Source organism: Lysobacter sp. Hz25 (assembly GCF_046097045.1).
Taxonomy (GTDB): Bacteria; Pseudomonadota; Gammaproteobacteria; order Xanthomonadales; family Xanthomonadaceae; genus Lysobacter; species Lysobacter antibioticus_B.
Genome location: NZ_CP175666.1, coordinates 4,395,115 through 4,418,339 on the forward strand (window position 1 = coordinate 4,395,115; position 23,225 = coordinate 4,418,339).

The window sequence follows — 23,225 nt, forward strand, 5'->3', positions numbered from 1 at the left end:
GGCTCAGGACGCTCGACGCGTCTTCTTGGCCTCGTCCGAACGCAGTTGCTGGATGCGCTCGAAATATCCGGGCTCCACGCCGGTGACGTATTCGCCGTTGAAGCAGGACGAGTCGAAGTGGTCGATGCGATGCTTCGGCCCGGACACCGCCTGCTCCAGGGCGTCGAGGTCCTGGTAGATCAGCCAGTCGCAACCGAGCAGAGTCTGCACTTCCTCGTCGGTACGGCCGTGCGCGACCAGTTCGTCGGTCGAGGGCATGTCGATGCCGTAGATGTTCGGGAACCGCACCGGCGGCGCCGCCGAGGCCAGGTAGACCTTGCGCGCGCCGGCGTCGCGCGCCATCTGCACGATCTGCCGCGAGGTGGTGCCGCGCACGATCGAATCGTCGACCAGCAGCACGACCCGGTTGCGGAACTCCAGCGGAATCGGGTTGAGCTTGCGCCGCACCGACTTCGCCCGCTCGCCCTGGCCCGGCATGATGAAGGTGCGGCCGACATAGCGGTTCTTGATGAAGCCTTCGCGGTACTTCACCCCGAGCGTATTGGCGATTTCCAGCGCCGAGTCGCGCGAGGTATCGGGAATCGGGATGACCACGTCGATGTCGTGGTCCGGACGCAGGCGCTGGATCTTCTCGCCGAGGGTCTGGCCCATGCGCATGCGCGCCTTGTGCACCGAGACGTCGTCCATCATCGAGTCGGGACGGGCGAAATAGACGTACTCGAAGATGCACGGCGCGTGCTGGCGCGGCTCGGCGCAGATGCGGCTGAACAATTCGCCGCGCGGCGTGATCACGATGCCTTCGCCCGGGCGCACGTCGCGCATGCGCTCGAAGCCGAGCAGGTCGAGGGCGACCGACTCCGACGCCACCGCGTATTCGTCCTGGCCGCCGGTGTTGCGCTTGCCGAGCACCAGCGGGCGGATGCCGTGCGGGTCGCGGAACGCGACCAGACCCAGGCCGAGCACGGTGGCGACCACCGCGTAACCGCCGACGCAGCGGCGGTGCACGCCTTCGATCGCGGCGAACGCGGACTCGGCGGTCAGCGCGCGATGACGGTCGAGCTCGTGGGCGAAGACGTTGAGCAACACTTCCGAGTCGGACTCGGTGTTGACGTTGCGGCGGTCCTGCTCGAACACCTCGCGCCGCAGCATGTCGGTGTTGATCAGGTTGCCGTTGTGGGCCAGCGCGATGCCGAACGGCGAGTTGACGTAGAACGGCTGAGCCTCGTCGGAGCCTTCGCTGCCGGCGGTGGGATAACGGCAATGGCCGATGCCGACGCGGCCTTCGAGCAGGCGCATCGCCGTCTCGTTGAAGACGTCGCTGACCAGGCCGTTGCCCTTGTGCACGCGCAGGCGCGCGCCGTCGGCGGTGGCGATGCCGGCCGCATCCTGGCCGCGGTGCTGCAGCACCGTAAGTCCGTCGTAAAGCTGAGCGGCGACATCCGTGTTGCCGACGATACCGAGAATGCCGCACATAGCGCTTGATCCTGCTGAGAGTCGTTGTTGTTGCTAATGAACGCGTTTTTCGTCTTTGCTGCGGTCGGCGCCGACCTTGGCCGGGTCGCCCTTGATCTGCGTCGCCGTGGCGCCTTGCTGGCCCTTCTGCGGCAGCATGTCGCGCACCGCCTCGGGCAGCACGTCGGGCAAACCGTTGACCAAGCCATCGGGCAAGGCCCCGGCCATGCCGCCGGACGAGCCCTCAGGCACGGCCTGCGGCAGCGAATCCAGACCGCCGCCGCTCGGCATCATGTCCGACAGTCCGCCCGGCAATCCGCCCGGCAATCCACCGGACAACTTCGGCAGCTTGTCTTCCAGATTCTTGGCCTGCGCCTGGACCGTCGCTTGCAACGAGGTGCCGCGCCCTTCCAGGTCGACCTTGCGCGCCATGCCATCCGGCAATGCGGCGCGCATCAATTCCGCGCCCGGCATCAGCATCGCGGCGATGATCGAACCACGCCAGGCGGGTTCGCGCGGCAAGGTCGTCATGCCCAGCACCACCAGCAAGGCGCAGGCGAAGAACACGCCGCGCACCGCGCCCAGGCCCAGGCCCATCAAACGATCCATCTCCGACAAGCCGGCCGAGTGCGCGATCCGCCGCACCACCATGCCGAACAGGCCGACGCCGATCCACACCGCCACGAAAATCAGCGCATAGCCGCCGAGGTACGACAGCCAGCCCATCTCGCCGTCGCCGAGGCTGCGCCCGACTTCGCCGCCGAACACGTAGGCGGCGATGCCGGCCAGCAGCCACGCCGCCAGCGACACCGCCACGCCGATCAGACCGCGCAGCATGCCGAGCAGCGCCGACAAACCGACGATCAACAACAAACCCCAATCCAGTGCTGTCATAGCGTGACGCTCCCTCTCGTCGCTGGCGCACGCTCGAGCGGCGCGCCCTGCATCGGCGCGCCTTGCACCGATGTATTCAACTGCAGGTCACGCCGCGAACCGTCACGGATGCGGCTTGACCAGTGCGTCGCCGACGCCGAGCTTGCCGGCGACCTGCGCCTTCAACTTGTCCGCGTCGGCGCGATTGACCACCGGGCCCAGGCGCACGCGGTTGAGCGTGCCCTTGTCGGTCCGGACCTGTTCGACGAAGGCGCTGAAGCCGGCGGCCCGGGCGCGATCGCGCAGCTTGTTGGCTTCGTCGACATTGCCGAACGCACCCAACTGGACCGCGAAACCGGTGCCTGCGGCGGCCGGCTTCAGCGCGGGCTTGGCGGGTTCGACTGGCTTGGTCGCGGGTGCAGGCTTGGTCTCAACCGGCTTGGTCGTCGCCACCGGCTTGGTTTCGGCAGGCTTGGCCGCAACCGGCTTGGTTTCAGCAGGCTTGGTCGCGGCCGGCTTGAGTGGCTCCGGCTTCGACGGCGGCAGCGCCGCCGGCTTGACCGGTGCGCTTTCGGCCAGCGGCTTCGGCGCGCTCACCGACGGTGCCGATGCGGCCGGCGCGGTGGTGGCGACGGCCGGATCGGCGGCCTCGGCCGCGTCGGCGTTGAGCACCACGACCTTGGCGTTGACGTCCTTGCGGACCTTGGTCGAACCCAGGCGCGCCGCCTCGGCGTCGGCCTGGGTCGCGAACGGCCCGATCCGGACCCGATACAAAGTGCGGCCGCCGGCGCCGGCGGCGGTTTCCTGATAACCCGGCAGGCGTGCGGCGTGCAGTGCGGCGATCACCCGGTCGGCGTCGCTGGCGCTGGCGTAACTGCCGAAGCTGACCGCGTAGTCGCCGCCGGCGGTGGACGCCGGCTGCATGGCCTTGGCGCCGGCCGCGGTGTCCACGGTCGGCAAGGTGTCGCTGTCGGCCGAGGCCGGTTGCGAGACATCGGCCGGTTCCATGCCCACCACGCCGCCTTGCGGCGCATCGCCCGGCGTCACCAGCGGCAGTTCGCGGGTCTCGGTTTCGCCCGCAGGCGCGTCCGGCAAGGTCAAGGGAACATCGGAGGCGCCGCTTTCGGGCGCGGGCCCTTTGATCAGCATGGGCAGGAAGATCACCGCCAGTGCGACCAGGACCATCGCACCGATCAATCGCTGTTTCAGGGCAGGTTCCATCGCTACTCGATCACTCGCAGGGCCGGTTACCGGCGCGAATTATACCCCCGCGGCGGGCAGGCACCGGTGTGCATGCCTGGCCCGGAGCGTTGTATTCAGAATCGCCGATTGCGAAAGGCCGGTACCGCAAGGCCTCCGGCGCCGTCACGAAAGCACGGCGCGTAACGGCCCGGCTCAATTCGCCGCCAGCCAGGCCAGTGCCGCCGCCGCCGTGTGGAAGGAACCGAACACCAGGATGCGATCGCCGGCATTGGCTTGTGCCCGCACCGCGGCCAGCGCGGTGGCGACGTCGGCATGGCGGCTGCCCTCGCCGGCCGCGGTGTCGCGCAGCCGTTCGGCGAACGCCTCCACACCGACTCCGCGCGGACCGCTGTCGGCCAGCCCGGCCAGGTGCCAGGCGTCGATGCCTGCGTGCAAGGCCGCGACCACGCCGGCCACGTCCTTGTCGCCGAGCGCGGCGAACACGGCATGGGTCCGGCCCGGGGCCGGCGCGGCCGCCAGCCAGGCAGCCAGTTCGCGCGCCGCCTGCGGGTTATGGCCGACATCGACCACGATCTCGACGCCATCGCGCTCGAAACGTTGCAGGCGCCCGGGCACGTGCGCGGCCGCCACGCCCTCGGCGAACTGCTGGCGCGTGGGCGACTTGCCCAAGGCCCGCAACGCCGCGACCGCGACTGCGGCATTGCGCATCTGCGCCGGCGCGGCCAGGGCCGGCATCGGCAGCTCGACGCGGTAACCGACCTCGCGCCAACGCCAGCGCGGCCCCTCATCGGGCTTATCGGCGTCCGGCGGCAGGGCTTCGAAGAAGAAATCGCAGCCCGCGCGCACCGCCGAAGCGCCGATCGCGTAGGCATGGCGCAGCACGCTCGACGGCGGGTCGTCGTCGCCGAGGATCAACGGCTTCCAGCCGCGGGCGATGCCGGCCTTCTCGAAGCCGATGCTCTCGCGGTCCGGGCCCAGGTAATCCTGATGATCGATGTCCACGGTGGTGATCACCGCCACGTCCGGGTCGACCAGGTTGGACGCGTCCAGGCGCCCGCCCAGCCCGACCTCGAGGATCGCCAGATCGAGCTTGGCGCGCTCGAACAGCCACAGCGCCGCCAGGGTGCCGTACTCGAAATAGGTCAGCACCACCTCGCCGCGTGCGGCTTCGATGGCCTCGAAGGCCTCGACCAGGGCGGCGTCCCCGGCATCGGCGCCGCCGATGCGGATGCGTTCGTTATAGGCCAGCAGGTGCGGCGAGGTGTAGGCGCCGACGCGCCAGCCCGCGGCGCGCGCGATCGCCTCGATGAAGGCGACCGTCGAGCCCTTGCCGTTGGTGCCGCCAACGGTGATCACCTTCCGCGCCGGGCGCTTCAGGCCCAGGCGCTGGGAGACGATGCGGATGCGCTCCAGCCCCATGTCGATGGACTTGGGGTGGATGCGTTCAATGTGGGAGAGCCAGTCGGCGAGCGAGCGTTGCATGGCGCGAATTCTCGCAGATACGCCGGCCGGGTTGATCGGCCGGCGCTGGCGGTTCGGCGCCTCAGCCGCGCTGCCACGCCGGCCGCGCCGCCGGATCGGTGGGGGCTTTCGGATCCTCCGGGGCCAGTCGCGAAGGCCCTAACGGACGCTGCGTCGGGGTCTGCTTCGGCGGCAACGGCGGCTCGGCCGACAATTGCTGCGGCAAAGGCTGGCCCGGACGCTGTCGCGGCCAGGCGCGCACGCTGCGCTCCAGCTTCGCGCAGGCCGAAGCCTTGGGCGCGCCGCACAGCACGCGGCTGACATAGAAAGATTTCTTGCCGTCGCTGACCAGGCGCTGGCGGACCAGCGATGGCGCCGCCGGATGGCTGTCTTCGATCAACAGCCACTGAAACGCGCCGCGGTCGTCGGCGATGCGCAGCGCCGGCCAGCCCAGCTTGCCGCCCGGCATCTCGCCGCCGAACACCTCGCGGCCTTCGCGTCGCGCCGTGGCGATCAGCTCGAGCACACTGCCCTCCTCCATCGGCAAGGCGTCGGGCAGGAAACCATCGAGGCTGCCGTCGCGCGCGGCGGCGACTTCGGGCACCTGGGCCAGGGGCCAGACCTGGTCCCACTTGGCCTGGGCGCGAGCCACATGCGCGGCGATCTGCTCGGGCGTCGGCGCCTGGAAGTCGACCGGCACCCGCACCCGCGACGCCACCGCGACACCGTCGCGATATTCGGGACTCAAGCGCCATTTCTTCGCCGTCTCCACCGCGGCCCGGTCCAGCGCTTCATAACCCGAATCGGTCTCGATCCAGACCTGATCGACCTGACCGCAGCGGTCGAGGTCCAACACCAGCGTCACCGTGCCGGCGGCGCCGAAGATTTCCGTCGGATACTTCGGCGGCGGCCACGACTGCCCGCCGCTGGGGCAGCCGGCCGGCATCGACGCCCCCGCGCCCGCATCGATCGATTGGGCCGCGACCGGCGCGGCGAACAATACGGCCAACATGGCCGCGGTCCTGCATGCGAATTTCGACACCGCTCTTCCTTGTTTTCGCGCCGCGTCCTGCGGCGGGGTGTATTGCAACACAAGCATCGGGGTGATGGGTCGATGCGGACATGGACGGTACCGGCGTGGTCGAAGTCGGCGATGGGGCTGGCGGCGCTGTTGCCGTTGCCGTTGCCGTTGCCGTTGACGTTGACGTTGACGTTGACGTGATGAGCTTGGCGCGGCACCGAACTTGCGAGAACACCTGGAGACCCGGAGGGCGCCGCACAGGACGTGCGGCGTTTTCCGATAAGACAGGGACGTCTTATCGGAAAATCCCGGCGACAGCATCGCACTCGTGGCCTGTGCCCTTGCAAGGAGAGCCCTTTTCTTTGGTTACCTTTGACCGAAGGGAATCCAGTCGGACTTTTGGGCTTAGCAAAAGAAAGTAACCCGGCCGCGTAGCGGACGGAAGCCTTGCACTTGCTTGAAGAATGGAACATTGCGAATCCTTCCGCTGTAGGAGCGGCGTGAGCCGCGACCGCGTCGCATCAATCTCGCACCGATGCCGGCCGAAGCCCGTCAGGGTAGGAGCGGCGCAAGCCGCGACCACGTCGTGGCGGTATCGCGGCGCATCTGTCCAGCAAGATCAAACGCCAAAAGCTTCCGCCACTAAAGCGGCGGGTTACTTTCTTTTGTCATAAGCAACAAAAGAAAGGTAACCAAAGAAAAATGCTTTTCTTTGAATCAAGGGCCCGCACGAGCGATGCATACGCGGGGCTTTTTCATACGGGACATCCCTGTCCCGATGAAAAACGGCGCGCATCCCTGCGCGCCGCCCTCCGGGTCTTCGATTGCCTTCGCAAGACTTAGACGACGCACAGCAACAGCAACAGCAACAGCAACAGCAACGCCAAAGACAAAGACAAAGACAAAGACAAGACCAGATGCTTAGGCATAGGCCGAGGCCAGGCCAGGCCGAGGCCAGGCCAGGCAAATGCAACTTCAAGCTCCGATCCGATGCAACCGCAACTTCAAGATGGATCGCAGCCTCCGCGAAGATCGCGTCGCGAACACTCGCACAACCCCAAATAAAAAACGGGCGCCTCCAAAGAAGCGCCCGTTTCGGTCAACCCGAACCCATCACAAGGCCCGATGCACCGCCTCGCCGAACAAGGCGGTGTGGTGGCTGCAGTCGTTCAAGCGCACCACATCGAGGGTGTCCACGCTGTCGCCTTCGAGCAGGTTGAGCGTGGTCGGCGCTTGACGGAAGGTCCATAGCTTCGACAAGGGGATGCCGAGCACCTTGCACAACAGCACGCGATTGACCGCGTCGTGAGCGACGACCAGCAAGGTGTCGTCGGCACGCAGGCCCTCGCAAGCGCGCGCGAAGGCGGGCCAGGCGCGGTCGAGCACGTGCACGATCGATTCGCCGCCGGGCATCAACACTTCATGCGGAGTGTCGCGCCAAGCGCGCAGGCGGTCGCCGTCGCGTTCGCGGATTTCGCTGGCGAGCAGGCCTTCCCAGGTGCCATGGGCGATTTCCATCAGGCCCGGGTCGAACTGCAACAGGCTCGCGCGCTCGGCGCCGAGGGCGAGCTCGGCGGTGCGGCGCGCGCGCGACAGCGGCGAGGCGACGGCGCGGGTGATCGAAACGTCGCGCAGGCGTGCGCCGAGCGCGGTGGCCTGGGCTTCGCCGACCGGCGACAGGGCAATGTCCTCCTGGCCCTGATAGCGGCCTTCGGCATTCCACGGCGTTTCTCCATGACGGGCAAGCAAGATCCGCATGATCAGACCTGCGCCAGCGAGAGGATGCCGGGGGTCGCGCGCAGCAGCGCGAGCTGCTGCTCGTTGACGGGGCGGTCGACGGTGATCGCCGCGCGCGCCTGGCCGTCGCCGGCCGCACCCAGGGCGAAGTTGACGATGTTGACGCCGGCCGCGCCGAGCTGCGAGCCGACCGCGCCGATCATGCCGGGACGATCTTCGTTGCGCAGCAACAGCACGTGCGCCTGCGGGTCGAATTCGATCTCGACGCCATCCAGGCGCACCACGCGCGGGCCACGGTGCAGGGTCGCCTCGATCTCGCGGGTGCGCTTCTCGCCGACCACGCGCAGCTTCAGCAGGCGGTCGAAACCGTCGCCGTCGCCGCCGAGCGTCTCGGCCACGGTCAGGCCGCGCGCGGCCGCTTCCTGCAAGGCGTTGACCGGGGTCACGCGGCCCGAGGCGGTGCCGAGCAAGGCCGCCACCAGCAGGCGCGTCAGCGGACGCGTGTCGAGCGCATCGGTGCGGCCCGCGTAGGTGATTTCCAGACGCGTCGGCGCCGGCACCAGGCGTGCGGCGAGGCGGCCGAGCGAGGACATCAGCGGCATCCACGGGCCGGATTCGCGCGCGGCTTCGGCGGTTAGCGGCGGCAGGTTGACGCAGCCGGCGACCGCGCCGGTGGCGACGAAATCGATGATCTGGCGGGCCAGGATCGTGCTCACCGCCTGCTGCGCTTCGCTGGTCGAGGCGCCCAGGTGCGGGGTCAGGATCAGCTTCTGATTCGCACGCAGCGCCGAATCGGCCGGCAGCGGTTCAGTGACGAAGGTGTCGAGCGCGGCGCCGGCGATGTGGCCTTCTTCGATCAGCTGCAGCAACGCGGCCTCATCGACCAGCCCGCCGCGCGCGGCGTTGATCAGGTAGGCGCCCTTCTTCATCCCGCGCATGCTCGTTTCCGAGAGCAGGTTGGTGGTTTCCTTGGTGCGCGGGATGTGCAGGGTGACGACGTCGGCCCAGGCCAGCAATTCTTCCAGCGACTTCAGCGGCACGCTGCCCTTGCCGGCGGCGGACGCGGGCAGGAAGGGGTCGTGCGCGGCGACTTCCATGCCGATGCCCTGCGCCTTGCGTGCGACGGTGCCGCCGATGCGGCCCAGGCCGATCACGCCGAGCTTCTTGCCTTCGAGTTCGAAGCCGGTCAGGCCCGCCTTCGGCCACTCGCCGGCCTTCATGCCGGCATCGGCGCGCGGGATGTGGCGGGCCAGCGCGAACAGCAGCGAGATCGCGTGTTCGGCCGCGGCCAGGGTGTTGCCGTCGGGCGCGTTCATGACCGCGATGCCGCGCTGGGTGGCGGCATCGACGTCGATGGTGTCGACGCCGGCGCCGGCGCGGCCGATCACGCGCAACTGGCTGGCGTCGGCGATCGCCTCGGCCGGCACCTTGGTCGCCGAACGCACCAGCACGGCGTCGACGCCGACCAGAGCCTGGGCCAGGGCAGCGGTGTCTTTGATCGGATCGGATACGACGACTTCCCAGCCCGCATCGCGGAACAGGGCCAGACCGTCTTCGTGAATGCCATCGCAGGCCAGTACTTTCATCGCAAGCTCCAGGTCGTAGGGGACAGACCACGGAGCACGAGCGAGCCGGCACTACGGTTGGATCTCGCGCCCTCAGGCTGAAGCTGGGGCCACGATGCCGCTGGAAGCGGCGCCGCATGAGGCGGCATCTGACACGGGTCGGGAGACGGGGCCGGCTGGCATGGGAATCCGCGACTGCCCGCGCAGCCTAAGTCAGCGGACCGCCGCTTGGCAAGCGCGACCGCGTTCATGAGTTCGACCGCCGCCCTCGCCCGGGCGCAACGCGTTTTGTGCAGGAATTAGCAATTTGCGATTGCGCTTCGGAACCGCGTCACAAAGATACGAATCGAGTCGCGATGGCACATTGAGAAATCGCGACCCGGGTCCTAGCGTCGTTGCGCCGGCGTCCTGCCGGCATCCGAAGAGAGAACACCATGCGCAAGAAACTCGCTCTGACGCTCGGCTTCGCGGCGCTCGCCGCGGTCGGCGCCGCAGTCGCTGCAATCGGCCCCACCGGTCCCGGCCAGTTCTACACCTACTACGACGACAACGGCACCGTGGTCGGCTACTCGGCCATCCGCTGCGACAACACCCGCGAATCCTGGGGCAAGTTCACCAAGAACTACAGCGACGGTTATTTCATCTGCGACCCTGAAATCTGATCGATCCGGCGATCGCCGCCTTCGGTTTCGCCGCGGCACGATCCATGTCGCGCATCCGCACGGTAATGATCGCCTCGTTCGTCCTGCACCACCGATCTGAGCGATCGGCGCACCGGCACGACACCGTCGAGCGTGAGCGACGCTTGGCGCACAGCGCGCCCGCACCATCGAAGATCACGCCACTGTCCGGCCCCGTGTACGTCACCGCGCCGGGTATCCAATCTGCCTTTGCAAAGATGGGAGTTCGTCATGCGTAAATCTTTCGCCCTCGGTCTCGGCCTCGTCGCCGCCCTCGTCGCCACCGTCGCCCTGGCCCGCCCGCCGGGTCCGGACGAAATCGGCGAGTTCTATGTGTATTTCGACGCCAGCGGCAAGGTCGTCGGCCAGGCGCAGCTGAGCTGCGAGGGCGTCTACAGCGAGTCGGGCGTACGCACCGCCAGCTACAGCGCCGGCCACCTGGTCTGCAATCCGCGCTGATCGTCGTTTCGCATTGGGGAGAGGAAGGGCCGGCGTATGCCGGCCCTTTTTTTGGGCCGACGCGTGGCGCATGTGCGTGCCGTTTCTGTTGCTGTTGCTGTTGCTGTTGCTGTTGCTGTTGCTGTTGCCGTGATTTTGATCTGCTTTACCGCTTTGCCGGTCAAGTGGAGACCCGGAGGGCGGCGCACAGGACGTGCGCCGTTTTTCGATAAGACAGGGATGTCTTATCGAAAAATCCCGGCGCTAGCTGCGAACTCGTGGCTTGTGCCCTTGCAAGGAGAGCCCTTTTCTTTGGTTACCTTTCTTTTGGGCTTAGCAAAAGAAAGTAACCCGGCCGCATAGCGGGCGGAAGCTCTGCACTTGCTTGAAGGAGGGAGCGTCGCGAATCCACCCCTGTAGGAACGACGTAAGTCGGGACCGCGACGCCTCAATCTCGCGCCGCTGCCGGCTAGAGCCCAGGGTAGGAGCGGCGCGAGCCGCGACCGCGTCGTTTCGGTCTCGCGGCGTATCGCTCGAGCAAGATCAAGATCTAGATCCAGATCAAACGCCAAAAGCTTCCGCCACTAAAGCGGCGGGTTACTTTCTTTTGTCATAAGCAACAAAAGAAAGGTAACCAAAGAAAAATGCTTTTCTTTGAATCAAGGGCCCGCACGAGCGATGCACACGCAGGGATTTTTCATACGGGACATCCCTGTCCCGATGAAAAACGGCCCGCATCCCTGCGGGCCGCCCTCCGGGTCTTCTATGGCCTTCGCGAGGCTTAGACGGCGCACAGCAAAGGCAAAGGCAAAGGCAAAGGCAACAACAACCACTCCAACGACAGCGGACCAAACCTACTTCCCGCTTGCCGGAACCCCCATTTCCGCCAACAACCTCGGCGCCGGGAACACGTCCTGCAGCACCCAGCGCAAATAGCGCTGGTCGACCGAAATCGTCCGCGTCAACGCCGGGTCGAACAGCCAGCTCGCGCTCACCGATTCCCAGTTGCTGTCGAAGGCGATGCCCGCCAGCTTGCCCTGCCCGTCCAGCACCGGCGAGCCGGAGTTGCCGCCGCTGATGTCGAGGTCGGCGAGGAAATTCACCGGCACCGAACCCAAACGCTTGTCGACGAGATTGGCGCTGAAACGCTTGGCCGCGATCGCATCGAGCAGAACCGGCGGTGCGTCGAACGGCGGTTTGCCGCTGCTGCGGGCGGCGATTTCCTCGATCCGGGTGAACGGCAGCTGCTTGGCGCCGTTGTCCTTGGTGTAGGGCGACACCGTGCCGTAGCTGATACGCAGCGAGCCATTGGCGTCGGGATAGGCCGGCTGGCCGAGGCCTTTGCGGTAGTCGGCCAGCGCTTTCAGGTACACCGGCCGCACGCTCAAGGTCTCGCCGGCGCGGCTGCGGATTTCCCGCTCCATTTCCAGCATCGTCGGCATCACCGCGACCGCGAACTGGATGGCGCCGTCCTTGCCGGCGTCCTTGCTCTTCTCGAACGTAGCGCGGTCGGCCTTGAGCCAGGCCGCGCGCTGTTCGGGGTTGGCCAGGCGCGACTTGCCGATGCGGTCGAGCGCGCGCTTGATCGCCTTTTCGTCGTCGCCTTCGAGCCATTGGTCGAGCGCGGCGACGCGCTGTTCTTTCGGCAGCTTGACGTATTCGTGCAGCCAGTAGTTCTGCAACTGCCGGTCCATGCGCACATCAAAGCGGCGGTCGGCCTGCTTGAGCCGGTTCTCGAACGCGCCCAGGTCGCGTTGGCGGTAGCCGTTCTCGCGCTGCGCATCGGGTTTGTCGCGCTCGATCGCCAGCCGGTACAGCTGGGTCGCGGCGCTGAGGGTGCCGGTCGCGTACAACTGGCCGAGCACCAGGTCGCGGTCGCGTTCGGCGCGCGCCTGTTGGCCGAGTTCGACCAGGCGTGCGTGCGCGGCCAAGGCCGCCTCGCCGCCCGCACCCTGCTTGCGCAGCCATTCCAGCAAACCGGTTTCTTCGCTGCGCTTGGCCTGGGCTGCGTTGGTGCGGCGGAAGCTTTCGATCTGGCTTTCGTAGCTCTTGGCCGCCCCCAGCCAACCGCGCAGGGTGCCGACGTACTTGCTCGCGACTTCGGGGCTCTTGCGGCCTTCGGCTTCGATCAAGGCGGCGAGACGGCGGTAATGCGCGGCGACGGTCGGATAGGTCCAGTCGGCGTTGGCCTCGAAATCGTCGGCCATGGCGTAGCGGTTGGTCATGCCCGGAAAGCCGGCGAGCATGACGAAATCGCCCGCGCCCAGCGGCTTGTCGGCGATCTTGAGCCAGCGCTTGGGTTGGTAGGGCACGTTGTCGATCGCGAACGGCGCCGGCTTGCCGTCCTTGCCGACGTAGGCGCGGTAGAAGGCGAAATCGCCGGTGTGGCGCGGCCACGACCAGTTGTCGGTCTCGCCGCCGAAGTTGCCGATGCTCTCCGGCGGCGCGTAGACCAGGCGCAGGTCGCGGATCTCGATGCTGCGCTGCAGTTGATAGCGGTTGCCGCCGGAAAAACTGTAGAGACGGCAGCCGTAATCGGCCTGGGTTTCGCACTCGGCGACCAGTTGCTTCTCCAGCGCGTCGAGCGCGGCGATGCGCGCGAGCGGGTCGGCCGCGACGGTCAGCGCCGCCTGCACCCGCGCGGTGACGTCCTGTACCGAATCGAGCACGAAGATGCGCGCGTTGGCGCCGGCCGAAACTTCCTCGTTGTTGGTGCCGGTCTTGAAACCGTCGCGCAGCAGGCTTTTCTGCGGCGTCGAATTGAGCTGCAGCGCGGCGAGCGCGCAATGGTGGTTGGTCAGCAGCAGGCCCTTGGGCGAGACAAAGCTCGCGGTGCAGCCGCCGAACGGGACCACCGCGCCGAGCGGGTCGCCTTTCGGGTCGCTCAGTTGCGTCAGTTGCTTGGGCGTCGCCTTCAGCCCGGCCTGCTTGAGCTTGCTCGCGAGTTCGGGGAATTGCTGCGGCGTCCATACGCCCTCGACCGCCCGGGCGGCCCCATGCCAGGCCAGCGTGCACGACAACGTCCCTGCTATGGCCAGTGATCGGGCCAGCACCGTGTATTGCATCAAAGCGTCCCTTGGAAGGCGGGAGGTCGAGTCTAGCCCGGCTGTTTCTGCGAAGGCCATTCCGGATCCGTCGAAGCGCGGCTTGGCGGCGCCGCGGTTCGTCGCGCTTCAGCGTGTTTGTGGCTGCTGCCCCTGCCCGGCCCCTCGGCAATCTAAAAATTTCGTTAGTTCAAGCAAGTCGCGCCGCATGGCTTCACGCTCCTGCCCCCTTTGGATCGTCGCACTCGCACAAACGCAAACGCCGGTCGGCGAACCGACCGGCGTTTGCGGTGGCAGACGGCTGCGGCGGCTTACTTCTTCGCCGGCACGCCGAGTTCGGTCAGCAGCTGCGGCGCCGGATAGACCTCCTGCATGATCCAGCGCATGTAGCGCTGATCGACCGAGATCATCCGGGTCATCACCGGGTCGAACAGCCAATTCGAGCTCACCGACTCCCAGTTGCCGTCGAAGGCCAGACCGACCAGCTTGCCTTCGCCGTCGAGCACCGGCGAGCCGGAGTTGCCGCCGGTGATGTCCAGATCGGACAGGAAGTTCACCGGCACCGTCTTCAGGCGCTTGTCGCTCAAACCGGCGTAGCGCTTGGCCGAGATCGCGTCGAGCAGGTTCTGCGGCGCGTTGAACGGCTCCTGGCCGGTGGCCTTGGCGGCGACCTCTTCGAGCTTGGTGAACGAGGCCTGCTTGCTGCCGTCGAGCTTGGTGTAAGCCTTGACGTTGCCGAAGGTGATGCGCAGGGTCGAATTGGCGTCCGGGTAGACCGCCTGCTTCTTGCTCTTGCGATAGTCGATCACGCCCTGCAGGTAGGCCGGGCGCGCGATCAGGGTTTCGCCGTCGCGGGCCTTGCCTTCCTGCTCCAGGCGCAGCGCCGCCGGGAACAGCGCCTTGGCCATCTGGATCGCCGGATCGCGGCTCTTGTCCATGGCGGCGCGGTCGTCGTCGATCAACGCCAAGCGCTCCTTGGTGCTGCCGAGCTTGGTCTTGGCCAGCTTGTCGAGCGCGCGCTTGATCGCCTTCTCGTCGGAACCGCCGAGCCAGCGGTCGAGTTCGGCGATGCGTTCGCCGGCCGGCAGCTTGACGTACTCGCGCAGCCAGTAAGCCTGCAGCTCGCGGTCCATGCGCGGGTCGTAGCGACGCTCCATCTGCTCCAGCGCGGCCTTGATCGAGGGCAGATCGCGCTGCTGGTAACCGGGCTCGCGCTCGGTGTCGGGCTTGGCGCGTTCGACCGCGAGGCGGTACAGGGTGCCGGACGCGGCGATCACGCCGAAACGGCGCAGCTGCGAGAACACGGTGTCGCGCTCGCGGTGCGCGTTGGCGGCCTCGATCTGCTCGATCATCTTGGCGTGGCCGGCCAACGCCGGCGCGCCGGCCTTGCCGCGCTTGCCGAGCCAGGCCAGCACGGCCTCTTCGTCGGCGTGCTTCTTCTTCGCCGCGCCGATGCGCTCGAAACCTTCGAGCTGGCCGTCGTAGTTCTTCAGCGTGTTCTGCCAGCCGCGCACGGTGCTGGCGTACTTCACGCCGATTTCGGGATCCTGCTTCGCGGTCTGCCCGACCAGAGCGACCAGGTTCTTGTAGTGCTGCGACAGGGTCGGATACATCCAGTCCGCGGTGGCGTCGAACTCGGCCGCCAGGGCGTAGCGGTTGGTGCGGCCCGGGTAGCCGGCGACCATGACGAAGTCGCCGTCGCCGAGCGGCTTGTCGGCGATCTTCAGGTAATGCTTGGGCTGGTAGGGCACGTTGTCCTTCGCGTACGCAGCCGGCTTGCCGTCCTTGCCGACATAGGCGCGATAGAAGGAGAAGTCGCCGGTGTGGCGCGGCCACATCCAGTTGTCGACTTCGCCGCCGTAATTGCCGACGCTGCCGGGCGGCGCGTAGACCAGGCGCACGTCCTTGATCTCGATGCGCCGGAACAGACGGTAGGTGCTGCCGCCGAAAAAGCTGTAGACCTCGCAGGCGTAGCCGGGCTCGGCCTCGCACTGGGCGATCAGTTGCTTCTCTACCGTCTCCAACGCGTGGGTGCGGTCGATCGGTTCGACCGCCTCGGCGATCGCGCTTTTGATCTGCGCGGTCACGTCCTGGATCGAGTCGAGCACGTAGATGCGCGAAGCCGGGCCGGCCGAGACTTCATCGCCCGGGGCCGCGGCGTTGAAGCCGTCGCGCATCAGGTTCTTCTGCGCGGTCGAATTGAGCTGGATCGCGCCGTAGGCGCAGTGATGATTGGTCACCACCAGGCCGCGCGGCGAGACGAAGCTGGCGGTGCAGCCGCCGAGCGAAACCACCGCGCCCATCGGGTCGCCGGTAAGGTCGGCCAGCTGCTTGGCGCTGAGCTTGAGCCCGGCCTGCTTCAGCGGCGCGGAGATCTCGGGCAACTGCTGCGGCACCCACATGCCTTCGACGGCCTGGGCCGTCGTGGCGAGCCCGCCCAGCGTGCCGGCCATGACCATGGCCGTAGCCAGTTTCGTGTAGCGCATCGTGTTTCCCCCAAGCAATGGACGCAGACAAAGTGGCGGAAAGTCTAGCCCGGCAGGCCGGGGCTCGCTACGCGCAAACGGGCCGGTGGCGCAGCGGAAAGGCGGAATCGGGCGGAAAACGCGGGTTTCGCGCCCGGCCGCCCCACTCGGCGACGGCGGCTCCGGTCGTCGTCGCGACCGGAGCGTTTTCCGGGAAAGGCCGCGATTCGCCGGGAAAACCCCGACTTACTCGGCCGGCAACTGCATCTCGCCGAGCAGGTGCGGGGCCGGATAGACCTTGGCCAGCAGCCAACGCATATAGCGCATGTCGACGTGGATCGCGCGCTTGTAGCGCGGGTCGAACATCCAGCTGGCGCTGACCGCCTCCCAGTTGCTGTCGAAGTTCAGGCCGATCAAACGACCGTTGGCATCGAGCACGGGCGAGCCGGAATTGCCGCCGGTGGTGTCGAGGTTGGTCAGGAAATCGACGGTCTGGGTCTTCAGTTCGGGATCGACGGTGCTACCGTAATCGCCCTTGGCGATCGCATCGCGCAAGGCTTGCGGCGCATCGAAGGGTTTGACGCCGGTGTGCTTCTCGACGATGCCCTGCACCGTCGTCAGCGGCCGATAACGCACGCCGTCGCGCGGATCCATGGTGCTGACCGCGCCATAGCTCACGCGCAAGGTCGAGTTGGCGTCCGGATACACCGCGCGCCCCTGCGATTTACGGAAGCCGATCAAGGCGCGCATATAGGCCGGGCGCAGGCGCAACAGTTCGCCGTCGCGGCTCTTGGTTTGTTCTTCCAGCGCCAGAATCGCCGGGGTCAGCGTCGCCGCGGCGCGCAACAGGCTGTCGTCGGAGGCGGCCAAGGTCTTGGCGTCGGCCTTCATCGCCTGCAGGCGCACCGCCTCGTCGCCGAGCCGGGTGCCGGCATACAGCGCATCGAGGCTGCGCTTGAGGGTGGCGGCGTCTTCGCCGGCGAAGACACGGTCGAACTCCGGTACGCGCGAGGATTTCGGCAACGCCTTGTACTGAGTCAGCAGGTCGAGCAGCAGCGCCTTCTCGACTTCCGGCGCATAACGGCGCTGCACTTGCTTGAGCCGGCCGGCGATCAGGGTTTCGTCGCGCTGTTGGTAACCGGTCTCGCGCTCGCCGTCGGGCTTGGCGTGTTCCAGCGCCAGGCGCTGCAGGGTCAGGGCCGCGTTCAACAACTGCGCCTGGGTGCGGATCGCGGTCAGCAATTGATCGCGGTCGCGGGTCGATGCCGCGTCGTCGAGCACGTTCTGCGCGGCATCGATGTCGGCACGGATCGCCTTGGCATCGGCCTGCTTGCTCAGCCAGGCCAGCATCGCGGGCTCGTCGTCGCGGCGTACGCGCACCGCATCGCTGCGGCGCAGGCCGTCGAGTTCGCCCTGGGCGCGCTTGAGCGTGTTCTTGAAGCCGGCCACTTGCGCGGCATAGCGCACCTTGGCTTCGGCGTCGGAGGCAGCGGCCTGTTCGACCGTCTTGATCATGCCGGCGTACAAAGCCACGCGCGATGGCAGCTGCCATTCGATCTGCTGGGCGAACTCGGCCGCCATGCGATGACGGAAGGTCACGCCGGGGTAACCGGCAAGCATGGCGTAATCGCCTTCGCGCACCGGATCGGTGGCGATCTGCAGATGGCCCGGCGGCGCGTAGGGCACGTTGTCGGGCGAGTAATCGGCGGGCTTGCCGTCCTTGCCGACATAGGCGCGCAACAGGGTGAAATCGCCGCTGTGGCGTGGCCAGACGAAGTTGTCGACCTCGTCGCCGTAGTTGCCGATGGCGTCCGGCGGCGCATACACCAGGCGGATGTCGCGCAGTTCCAGTTGGCGGATCAGATAGAAGTCGGTGCCGTAATACATGTTGGCGACGCTGCAGCGATAACCGGCTTCGCGCTCGCATTCGGCGACGACGGCCTTGGTCGCCGCATCGACGGCTTCGTAATAAGCCCGGCCGCGCTTGCCGCGCGCGTCGGCGAGGATGCGCTCGGTGACCTTGTCGAAACCAGTGGTGACCAGCACGCGGAAATCCGGGTTGGCCGGCAGCTCGGCGGCGCGGTCGGCGGCGACGAAGCCGTTGCCGATGAGGTCGCGCTCTGGCTTGGAGTTGTACTGGATGACGCCGAAGGCGACGTGGTGGTTGGTCAGCACCAGCCCCTCGCCGGAAACGAAGGCGCCGGTGGCGCCGCCGACCTTGACCACGGCGTTCATCGGCGCGCGGGTCAACTCGGCCAGATCGGCCGGATCGCCCTTGAAACCGGCGGCGCGCAGCTGGCGCGCGATCTCGGGCAGTTGCGAGGGCATCCACATGCCTTCGTCGGCCTGGGCGGCGGTGGCGCACAGCGCCAGGGACAGGGCTAACACACGGGGGCGCATGGTCATTCCGGAACATTGCGAAGCCGCGACGATAGGCCAAGCCGGCCGGCGCGGGCAAACCCCCGCCCGGCCCGGGCGAGATCGCCGGCGTATAATTCGCGTCTGTCTCCCGCGCGGCACGGCCGCAGCTCTCAGGTATCGATTCCCATGACGCAAACGATGAAGGCTCTGGTCAAGCGCGAAGCCGGTAAGGGCATCTGGATGGAAGAAGTGCCGGTGCCGGTGCCCGGCCCGAACGAGGTGTTGATCAAGCTCGAAAAGACCGCGATCTGCGGCACCGACCTGCACATCTACCTGTGGGACGAGTGGAGCCAGCGCACCATCAAGCCCGGCCTGGTGATCGGCCACGAATTCGTCGGCCGCGTGGTCGATCTCGGCCCCGGCGTGGTCGGCTACCGTCCCGGCCAGCGCGTCTCGGCCGAAGGCCATATCGTCTGCGGCCACTGTCGTAACTGCCGCGGCGGGCGCCAGCACCTGTGCCCGAACACCGTCGGCATCGGCGTCAACCGCAACGGCGCCTTCGCCGAGTACATCGTTATGCCGGCCAGCAATCTGTGGCCGATCCCCGACCAGATTCCGAGCGAGCTGGCCGCGTTCTTCGACCCCTACGGCAACGCCGCGCATTGCGCGCTGGAGTTCGACGTGGTCGGCGAGGACGTGCTGATCACCGGCGCCGGCCCGATCGGCATCATCGCCGCGGGCATCTGCAAGCACATCGGCGCGCGCAACGTCGTCGTCACCGACGTCAACGATTTCCGCCTCAAGCTGGCCGCCGACATGGGCGCTACCCGCGTGGTCAACGTCGCCAACCAGTCGCTCAAGGACGTGATGGCCGACCTGCACATGGAAGGCTTCGACGTCGGCCTGGAAATGAGCGGCAACCCGCGCGCCTTCAACGACATGCTCGACTGCATGTACCACGGCGGCAAGATCGCCATGCTCGGCATCATGCCCAAGGGCGCCGGCGCCGACTGGGACAAGATCATCTTCAAGGGCCTGACCCTGCACGGCATGTACGGCCGCAAGATGTACGAGACCTGGTACAAGATGACCCAGCTCGTGCTGTCGGGTTTCCCGCTCGGCAAGGTGCTCACCCACCAGTTGCCGATCGACGATTTCCAGAAGGGTTTCGACCTGATGGAAGCGGGCAAGGCGGGCAAGGTCGTGTTGAGCTGGAACTGAGCGCGAGGTATCGCCCGGCAACGATAGGCGACGCTAAACCGGTCACGACGAGGGCGCCTTTGGGCGCCTTCGTCGCATCTGCGGGTAGCGCAGCGTGTTTGCCCGCTTGAAGTTCGCGCCATCGTGGCGCGCAGCGCCCGCGATTACGCGGTATCCCCGAACGCAAAAGTTCGACCGTTGCCGTTGCCATTGCCATTGCCGTTGCCGTTGCCGTTGCCGTTGCCGTTGCCGTGAAAGCTTGGCGCAGTACCTACCTCGCGAGACAGATGGAGACCCGGAGGGCGGCGCACAGGACGTGCGCCGTTTTTCGATAAGACAGGGACGTCTTATCGAAAAATCCCGGCGCAAGCTGCGTACTCGCAGGGGAGCTTCGTCAAGGAAAGCCCTTTTCTTTGGTTACCTTTCTTTTGGGCCAGCAAAAGAAAGTAACCCGGCCGCGTCAGCGGACGGAAGCTTTGCTCTGCTCTGGATGTTGTCTCGCTGCCTACGGCCGGAGGCGCCGGCGCACGACAGGGCGCGGTCGCGGCTCGCGCCGCTCCTACCCTGGCTCCAGCCGGAAACGACGAGACACTGAGGCCTTGTGGTCGCAGCTTCTAGGAGTAGGAGCGGCGCAAGCCGCGACCGCGCTGCTTCGGGCTTGCGGTGTTTCGCTCAAGCAAGATCAAGATCAAGATCAAACGATAAAAGCTTCCGCCACTAAAGCGGCGGGTAACTTTCTTTTGTCTAAAGCAACAAAAGAAAGTCACCAAAGAAAAATGCTTTTGTTTTGAATCACAGGCCCGCACGTTCGATGCCGACGCAGGGCTTTTTCATACGGGACATCCCTGTCCCGATGAAAAACGGCCCGCATCCATGCGGGCCGCCCTCCGGGCCTTCCACTGCCTTCGCAAGTGCGAATCGGCGCACAGCAACAGCAAAATCCTCACAACAACAGCAATAGCAACAGCTACAACTACAGCTACAGCTACAGCTACAGCTACAGCCACGATCACGGCTACAGCCCAGCTGCGACACCGCCCCCTACGCGTTCGATTGGCTAGCGCAATCCCGGGCCGCCGGCGGCGATTTCAAGAACCGGCCGGCGCAACATCCTGCCAAGTACGGATTGGCCGCCCACCCGCCCGCGCTGCAGAGGCAATGGGCCGCTTGGGCACGCAAGGGCCAGGCCAACGGCATGAACGCAGCCGACGGGCCTGGGTAAAGGGTCTGGAATAGAATGGCGGCTTTCCTCCCCATCGGAAGCCGCCCGTGTCCGACGCATCGAGCCTCACGCAACACTACGCCGACACCCTCGACGAGATCCGCGCCCAGGGTCTGTTCAAGGCCGAACGCATCATCACCAGCCCGCAGTCGGCCGAGATCGTTCTCGAAGACGGCCGCACGGTGCTGAACTTCTGCGCCAACAATTATCTCGGCCTGGCCGATCACCCCGAGGTGATCCAGGCGGCGAAGGACGCGCTCGACACGCACGGCTTCGGCATGGCCTCGGTGCGCTTCATCTGCGGCACCCAGGATCTGCACAAGCAGCTCGAGAAGACCATCTCGGACTTCTTCGGCACGCAGGACACCATCCTCTACGCCGCCTGCTTCGACGCCAACGGCGGCCTGTTCGAACCACTGCTCGGCGAGAACGACGCGATCATCTCCGACGCGCTCAACCACGCTTCGATCATCGACGGCGTACGCCTGTGCAAGGCCAAGCGCTTCCGCTACGCCAACTGCGACATGGCCGACCTGGAAAAGCAATTGCAGGCCGCCGATGCCGCCGGTTGCAAGACCAAGCTGATCACCAGCGACGGCGTGTTCTCGATGGACGGTTTCATCGCCCCGCTCGACGAAATCACCGCGCTGGCGAAAAAGTACGGCGCGCTGGTGCATATCGACGAATGCCATGCCACCGGCTTCCTCGGCGCCAGCGGCCGCGGCTCGGCCGAGGTCAAGGGCGTGATGGACAAGATCGACATCTTCACCGGCACCCTCGGCAAGGCCATGGGCGGCGCGCTCGGCGGTTTCACCACCGCCAGGAAGGAAGTGGTCGAATTGCTGCGCCAGCGCTCGCGCCCCTACCTGTTCTCGAACTCGCTGCCGCCGCACGTGGTCGCCGCCGGCATCAAGGCGTTCGAGATGCTCTCGGCGGCCGGCGATCTGCGCGAGCAGTTGGTCGAGAACACGCGCTATTTCCGCGAGCAGATGACCGCGGCCGGTTTCGACATCAAGCCGGGCGTGCATCCGATCAGCCCGGTGATGCTGTACGACGCGCCGCTGGCGCAGAAGTTCGCTGCGCGCCTGCTCGAAGAAGGCATCTACGCGATCGGCTTCTTCTTCCCGGTCGTGCCGCAGGGCCAGGCGCGCATCCGCACCCAGATGTCGGCCGCGCACACGCGCGAACACCTCGATCGCGCCATCGCCGCCTTCATCAAGATCGGCCGCGAGCTCGGCGTGATCAAGGCCTGAACCCCTGGCCTGATCGGCCACTGAGCGCATGCGCGTCGTCCTGCGCCGCCGCCTGTTGCAGGCCGTGCGCACCGACGCGCTGGCGCGCCTGGACGACGGCGTCTGGCGCACGCGCTGCCTGCACTGCCGGCGTGCGCTCGCCCTGAGCGAGGACGGTGCCGCGATCGGCTCGGCCTCGCTCGAACACGTCGTGCCGAGCGCCTGGTTCGGCCGCCGCGCCGCGGCGGCCCTGACCGCAAGGGTCGGCGAGGATGCCGACGACCCGCGCAATCTCGCCCTCGCCTGCACGCGTTGCAACCACGGCAAGGGCGCCAGCCACGACGCACGCGGCCCGGGCGACGCGCGCGCCTATGAGGTCGTGACCCGCTTGCTCGACGCCCGCCTCGCGCGATGGCGCGACGACGACGCGCCGCCCTAGTCCGACCCCACCAGCGACGCCGCCTCGGCAGCGCTTAGCTCGCGCCATTCGCGCTTGCCGAGATCGCCGAGCAGCAGCGGGCCGATCGCGACCCGGACCAGGCGCAACACTTCGATATCGAAGGCGGCGAGCAGGCGCCGGATCTGCCGGTTGCGGCCCTCGTCGAGCACGATCTCCAGCCAGGCATTCTTCTCGCCGGCGCGCAGCAAGGTCGCCGACTTGGCGCGCAGACGCTCGCCCTCCTCGATCACGCCTTCGTGCAGTGCCGCCAGCAAGGGCGGCGCGGGCAGCGTGTCGATCTGGACGTGATAGGTCTTGTCCGGCCCGAAGTCGGGATCGGTGATGCGCGCCGCCCATTGCGGGTCGTTGCAGAACAGCAGCAGGCCTTCGCTGGCCTTGTCCAGGCGCCCGACCGGCGCGAGCCACGGCAGGCCGGCGCCGTCGAAGCAGCGGTAGACGGTATCGCGGCCGCGCTCGTCCTGGGCGGTGGTGACCAGCCCGCGCGGTTTGTTGAGCATCAGGTAGATGCGCGGTGCGGCATCGATGGCGTTGCCGTCGACGGCGACGCGATGGCGGCCCTGCACGATCGGAAATTCGGGATCGCGGACGATGCGGCCGTCGACCGAGACGCGACCGGCGGCGATCCATTTCGCCGCTTCGCTGCGCGAACACAGGCCTTGCTTGGAAAGCACGCGGGCCAGGCCGTGTCGGGGCGGAATCTTGCTCAAGGCGCGAGAGGGTTCGGAGAGTCGGGAACGGCGTTGCGGAGTCGACCGAAACGGCCTGCCATCGCGGATCGCAAAAGCGAAACGGCCGCGAGCAATGCCCGCGG

The 23,225-nt window shown here is 66.9% G+C and carries 18 protein-coding genes; 7 read left to right on the forward strand and 11 right to left on the reverse strand.

Translation table 11 applies throughout. The features are described from left to right. Positions 1 to 3: 3 nt before the first annotated feature. The 7 genes from purF to serA all read right to left on the reverse strand — a co-directional run bounded on the left by purF (position 4) and on the right by serA (position 9,333). Positions 4 to 1,473, reverse strand: coding sequence for an amidophosphoribosyltransferase (gene purF / locus ACKN61_RS18095; RefSeq protein WP_031372999.1), 1,470 nt, complete (start codon positions 1,471 to 1,473; stop codon positions 4 to 6). Positions 1,474 to 1,506: 33 nt separating this feature from the next. Continuing rightward, positions 1,507 to 2,346, reverse strand: a complete 840-nt coding sequence (locus ACKN61_RS18100; protein ID WP_408950697.1) for a CvpA family protein — start codon at positions 2,344 to 2,346, stop codon at positions 1,507 to 1,509. A gap of 102 nt (positions 2,347 to 2,448) precedes the next feature. After that, positions 2,449 to 3,546 (reverse strand): SPOR domain-containing protein, encoded by a 1,098-nt coding sequence (locus ACKN61_RS18105; protein WP_408950698.1) that lies wholly within the window; start codon positions 3,544 to 3,546, stop codon positions 2,449 to 2,451. 174 nt (positions 3,547 to 3,720) lie between these two features. Continuing rightward, on the reverse strand, positions 3,721 to 5,010 hold the full coding sequence (gene folC, locus ACKN61_RS18110; protein ID WP_408950699.1) for a bifunctional tetrahydrofolate synthase/dihydrofolate synthase: 1,290 nt from the start codon (positions 5,008 to 5,010) through the stop codon (positions 3,721 to 3,723). A 61-nt stretch (positions 5,011 to 5,071) separates the two neighbouring features. Beyond that, positions 5,072 to 6,001: an energy transducer TonB gene (locus ACKN61_RS18115; protein WP_408950700.1), complete on the reverse strand. Its 930-nt coding sequence runs from the start codon at positions 5,999 to 6,001 to the stop codon at positions 5,072 to 5,074. 1,122 nt (positions 6,002 to 7,123) lie between these two features. Continuing rightward, positions 7,124 to 7,768 carry a histidine phosphatase family protein gene (locus ACKN61_RS18120; protein ID WP_057918854.1) on the reverse strand — a complete coding sequence of 215 codons (645 nt, stop codon included), beginning with the start codon at positions 7,766 to 7,768 and terminating at the stop codon, positions 7,124 to 7,126. A 2-nt stretch (positions 7,769 to 7,770) separates the two neighbouring features. After that, positions 7,771 to 9,333 carry a phosphoglycerate dehydrogenase gene (gene serA, locus ACKN61_RS18125; RefSeq protein ID WP_031374243.1) on the reverse strand — a complete coding sequence of 521 codons (1,563 nt, stop codon included), beginning with the start codon at positions 9,331 to 9,333 and terminating at the stop codon, positions 7,771 to 7,773. Positions 9,334 to 9,746: 413 nt separating this feature from the next. Between serA and ACKN61_RS18130 the strand changes: the two genes are divergently transcribed. The 3 genes from ACKN61_RS18130 to ACKN61_RS18140 all read left to right on the forward strand — a co-directional run bounded on the left by ACKN61_RS18130 (position 9,747) and on the right by ACKN61_RS18140 (position 10,793). After that, the gene (locus ACKN61_RS18130) at positions 9,747 to 9,974 is read left to right on the forward strand and encodes a DUF6289 family protein (protein ID WP_031374244.1); all 228 of its coding nucleotides are present in this window, start codon (positions 9,747 to 9,749) and stop codon (positions 9,972 to 9,974) included. 249 nt (positions 9,975 to 10,223) lie between these two features. Beyond that, positions 10,224 to 10,451: a DUF6289 family protein gene (locus ACKN61_RS18135; RefSeq protein ID WP_408950701.1), complete on the forward strand. Its 228-nt coding sequence runs from the start codon at positions 10,224 to 10,226 to the stop codon at positions 10,449 to 10,451. A gap of 36 nt (positions 10,452 to 10,487) precedes the next feature. Beyond that, entirely contained in the window at positions 10,488 to 10,793 is a 306-nt protein-coding gene (locus tag ACKN61_RS18140; protein WP_408950702.1) for a hypothetical protein, read from the forward strand. 491 nt (positions 10,794 to 11,284) lie between these two features. Here ACKN61_RS18140 and ACKN61_RS18145 read toward each other — a convergent pair whose 3' ends face one another. The 3 genes from ACKN61_RS18145 to ACKN61_RS18155 form a co-directional block, all read right to left on the reverse strand. Then, the gene (locus tag ACKN61_RS18145) at positions 11,285 to 13,495 is read right to left on the reverse strand and encodes a S46 family peptidase (RefSeq protein ID WP_408950703.1); all 2,211 of its coding nucleotides are present in this window, start codon (positions 13,493 to 13,495) and stop codon (positions 11,285 to 11,287) included. Positions 13,496 to 13,785: 290 nt separating this feature from the next. Then, the gene (locus tag ACKN61_RS18150; RefSeq protein ID WP_408953853.1) at positions 13,786 to 15,876 is read right to left on the reverse strand and encodes a S46 family peptidase; all 2,091 of its coding nucleotides are present in this window, start codon (positions 15,874 to 15,876) and stop codon (positions 13,786 to 13,788) included. Positions 15,877 to 16,185: 309 nt separating this feature from the next. Continuing rightward, the gene (locus ACKN61_RS18155; RefSeq protein ID WP_408953854.1) at positions 16,186 to 18,339 is read right to left on the reverse strand and encodes a S46 family peptidase; all 2,154 of its coding nucleotides are present in this window, start codon (positions 18,337 to 18,339) and stop codon (positions 16,186 to 16,188) included. A 147-nt stretch (positions 18,340 to 18,486) separates the two neighbouring features. Between ACKN61_RS18155 and tdh the strand changes: the two genes are divergently transcribed. The 4 genes from tdh to ACKN61_RS18175 all read left to right on the forward strand — a co-directional run bounded on the left by tdh (position 18,487) and on the right by ACKN61_RS18175 (position 22,393). Then, the gene (gene tdh, locus ACKN61_RS18160; protein ID WP_031374186.1) at positions 18,487 to 19,521 is read left to right on the forward strand and encodes an L-threonine 3-dehydrogenase; all 1,035 of its coding nucleotides are present in this window, start codon (positions 18,487 to 18,489) and stop codon (positions 19,519 to 19,521) included. Positions 19,522 to 20,099: 578 nt separating this feature from the next. Beyond that, a complete protein-coding gene (locus ACKN61_RS18165; protein ID WP_408950704.1) occupies positions 20,100 to 20,291 on the forward strand; it encodes a hypothetical protein in 192 nt (63 codons plus the stop codon). A gap of 478 nt (positions 20,292 to 20,769) precedes the next feature. After that, positions 20,770 to 21,975, forward strand: coding sequence for a glycine C-acetyltransferase (kbl, locus tag ACKN61_RS18170; RefSeq protein WP_408950705.1), 1,206 nt, complete (start codon positions 20,770 to 20,772; stop codon positions 21,973 to 21,975). A 28-nt stretch (positions 21,976 to 22,003) separates the two neighbouring features. Next, on the forward strand, positions 22,004 to 22,393 hold the full coding sequence (locus ACKN61_RS18175) for an HNH endonuclease (RefSeq protein ID WP_408950706.1): 390 nt from the start codon (positions 22,004 to 22,006) through the stop codon (positions 22,391 to 22,393). Here ACKN61_RS18175 and ACKN61_RS18180 read toward each other — a convergent pair. Further along, complete coding sequence (locus ACKN61_RS18180) at positions 22,390 to 23,190, reverse strand: pseudouridine synthase (protein WP_408953855.1); 801 nt, start codon at positions 23,188 to 23,190, stop codon at positions 22,390 to 22,392. The two genes, ACKN61_RS18175 and ACKN61_RS18180, sit on opposite strands and share 4 nt — an antisense overlap. Positions 23,191 to 23,225 lie beyond the last annotated feature (35 nt).

Bases quoted from the DNA above. Each gene is read 5' to 3' on its own strand.
- purF (WP_031372999.1), bottom strand. From the start codon at position 1,473: ATGTGCGGCATTCTCGGTATCGTCGGCAACACGGATGTCGCCGCTCAG.
- ACKN61_RS18100 (WP_408950697.1), bottom strand. From the start codon at position 2,346: ATGACAGCACTGGATTGGGGTTTGTTGTTGATCGTCGGTTTGTCGGCG.
- ACKN61_RS18105 (WP_408950698.1), bottom strand. From the start codon at position 3,546: ATGGAACCTGCCCTGAAACAGCGATTGATCGGTGCGATGGTCCTGGTC.
- folC (WP_408950699.1), bottom strand. From the start codon at position 5,010: ATGCAACGCTCGCTCGCCGACTGGCTCTCCCACATTGAACGCATCCAC.
- ACKN61_RS18115 (WP_408950700.1), bottom strand. From the start codon at position 6,001: ATGTTGGCCGTATTGTTCGCCGCGCCGGTCGCGGCCCAATCGATCGAT.
- ACKN61_RS18120 (WP_057918854.1), bottom strand. From the start codon at position 7,768: ATGCGGATCTTGCTTGCCCGTCATGGAGAAACGCCGTGGAATGCCGAA.
- serA (WP_031374243.1), bottom strand. From the start codon at position 9,333: ATGAAAGTACTGGCCTGCGATGGCATTCACGAAGACGGTCTGGCCCTG.
- ACKN61_RS18130 (WP_031374244.1), top strand. From the start codon at position 9,747: ATGCGCAAGAAACTCGCTCTGACGCTCGGCTTCGCGGCGCTCGCCGCG.
- ACKN61_RS18135 (WP_408950701.1), top strand. From the start codon at position 10,224: ATGCGTAAATCTTTCGCCCTCGGTCTCGGCCTCGTCGCCGCCCTCGTC.
- ACKN61_RS18140 (WP_408950702.1), top strand. From the start codon at position 10,488: ATGCCGGCCCTTTTTTTGGGCCGACGCGTGGCGCATGTGCGTGCCGTT.
- ACKN61_RS18145 (WP_408950703.1), bottom strand. From the start codon at position 13,495: ATGCAATACACGGTGCTGGCCCGATCACTGGCCATAGCAGGGACGTTG.
- ACKN61_RS18150 (WP_408953853.1), bottom strand. From the start codon at position 15,876: ATGTGGGTGCCGCAGCAGTTGCCCGAGATCTCCGCGCCGCTGAAGCAG.
- ACKN61_RS18155 (WP_408953854.1), bottom strand. From the start codon at position 18,339: ATGCGCCCCCGTGTGTTAGCCCTGTCCCTGGCGCTGTGCGCCACCGCC.
- tdh (WP_031374186.1), top strand. From the start codon at position 18,487: ATGACGCAAACGATGAAGGCTCTGGTCAAGCGCGAAGCCGGTAAGGGC.
- ACKN61_RS18175 (WP_408950706.1), top strand. From the start codon at position 22,004: ATGCGCGTCGTCCTGCGCCGCCGCCTGTTGCAGGCCGTGCGCACCGAC.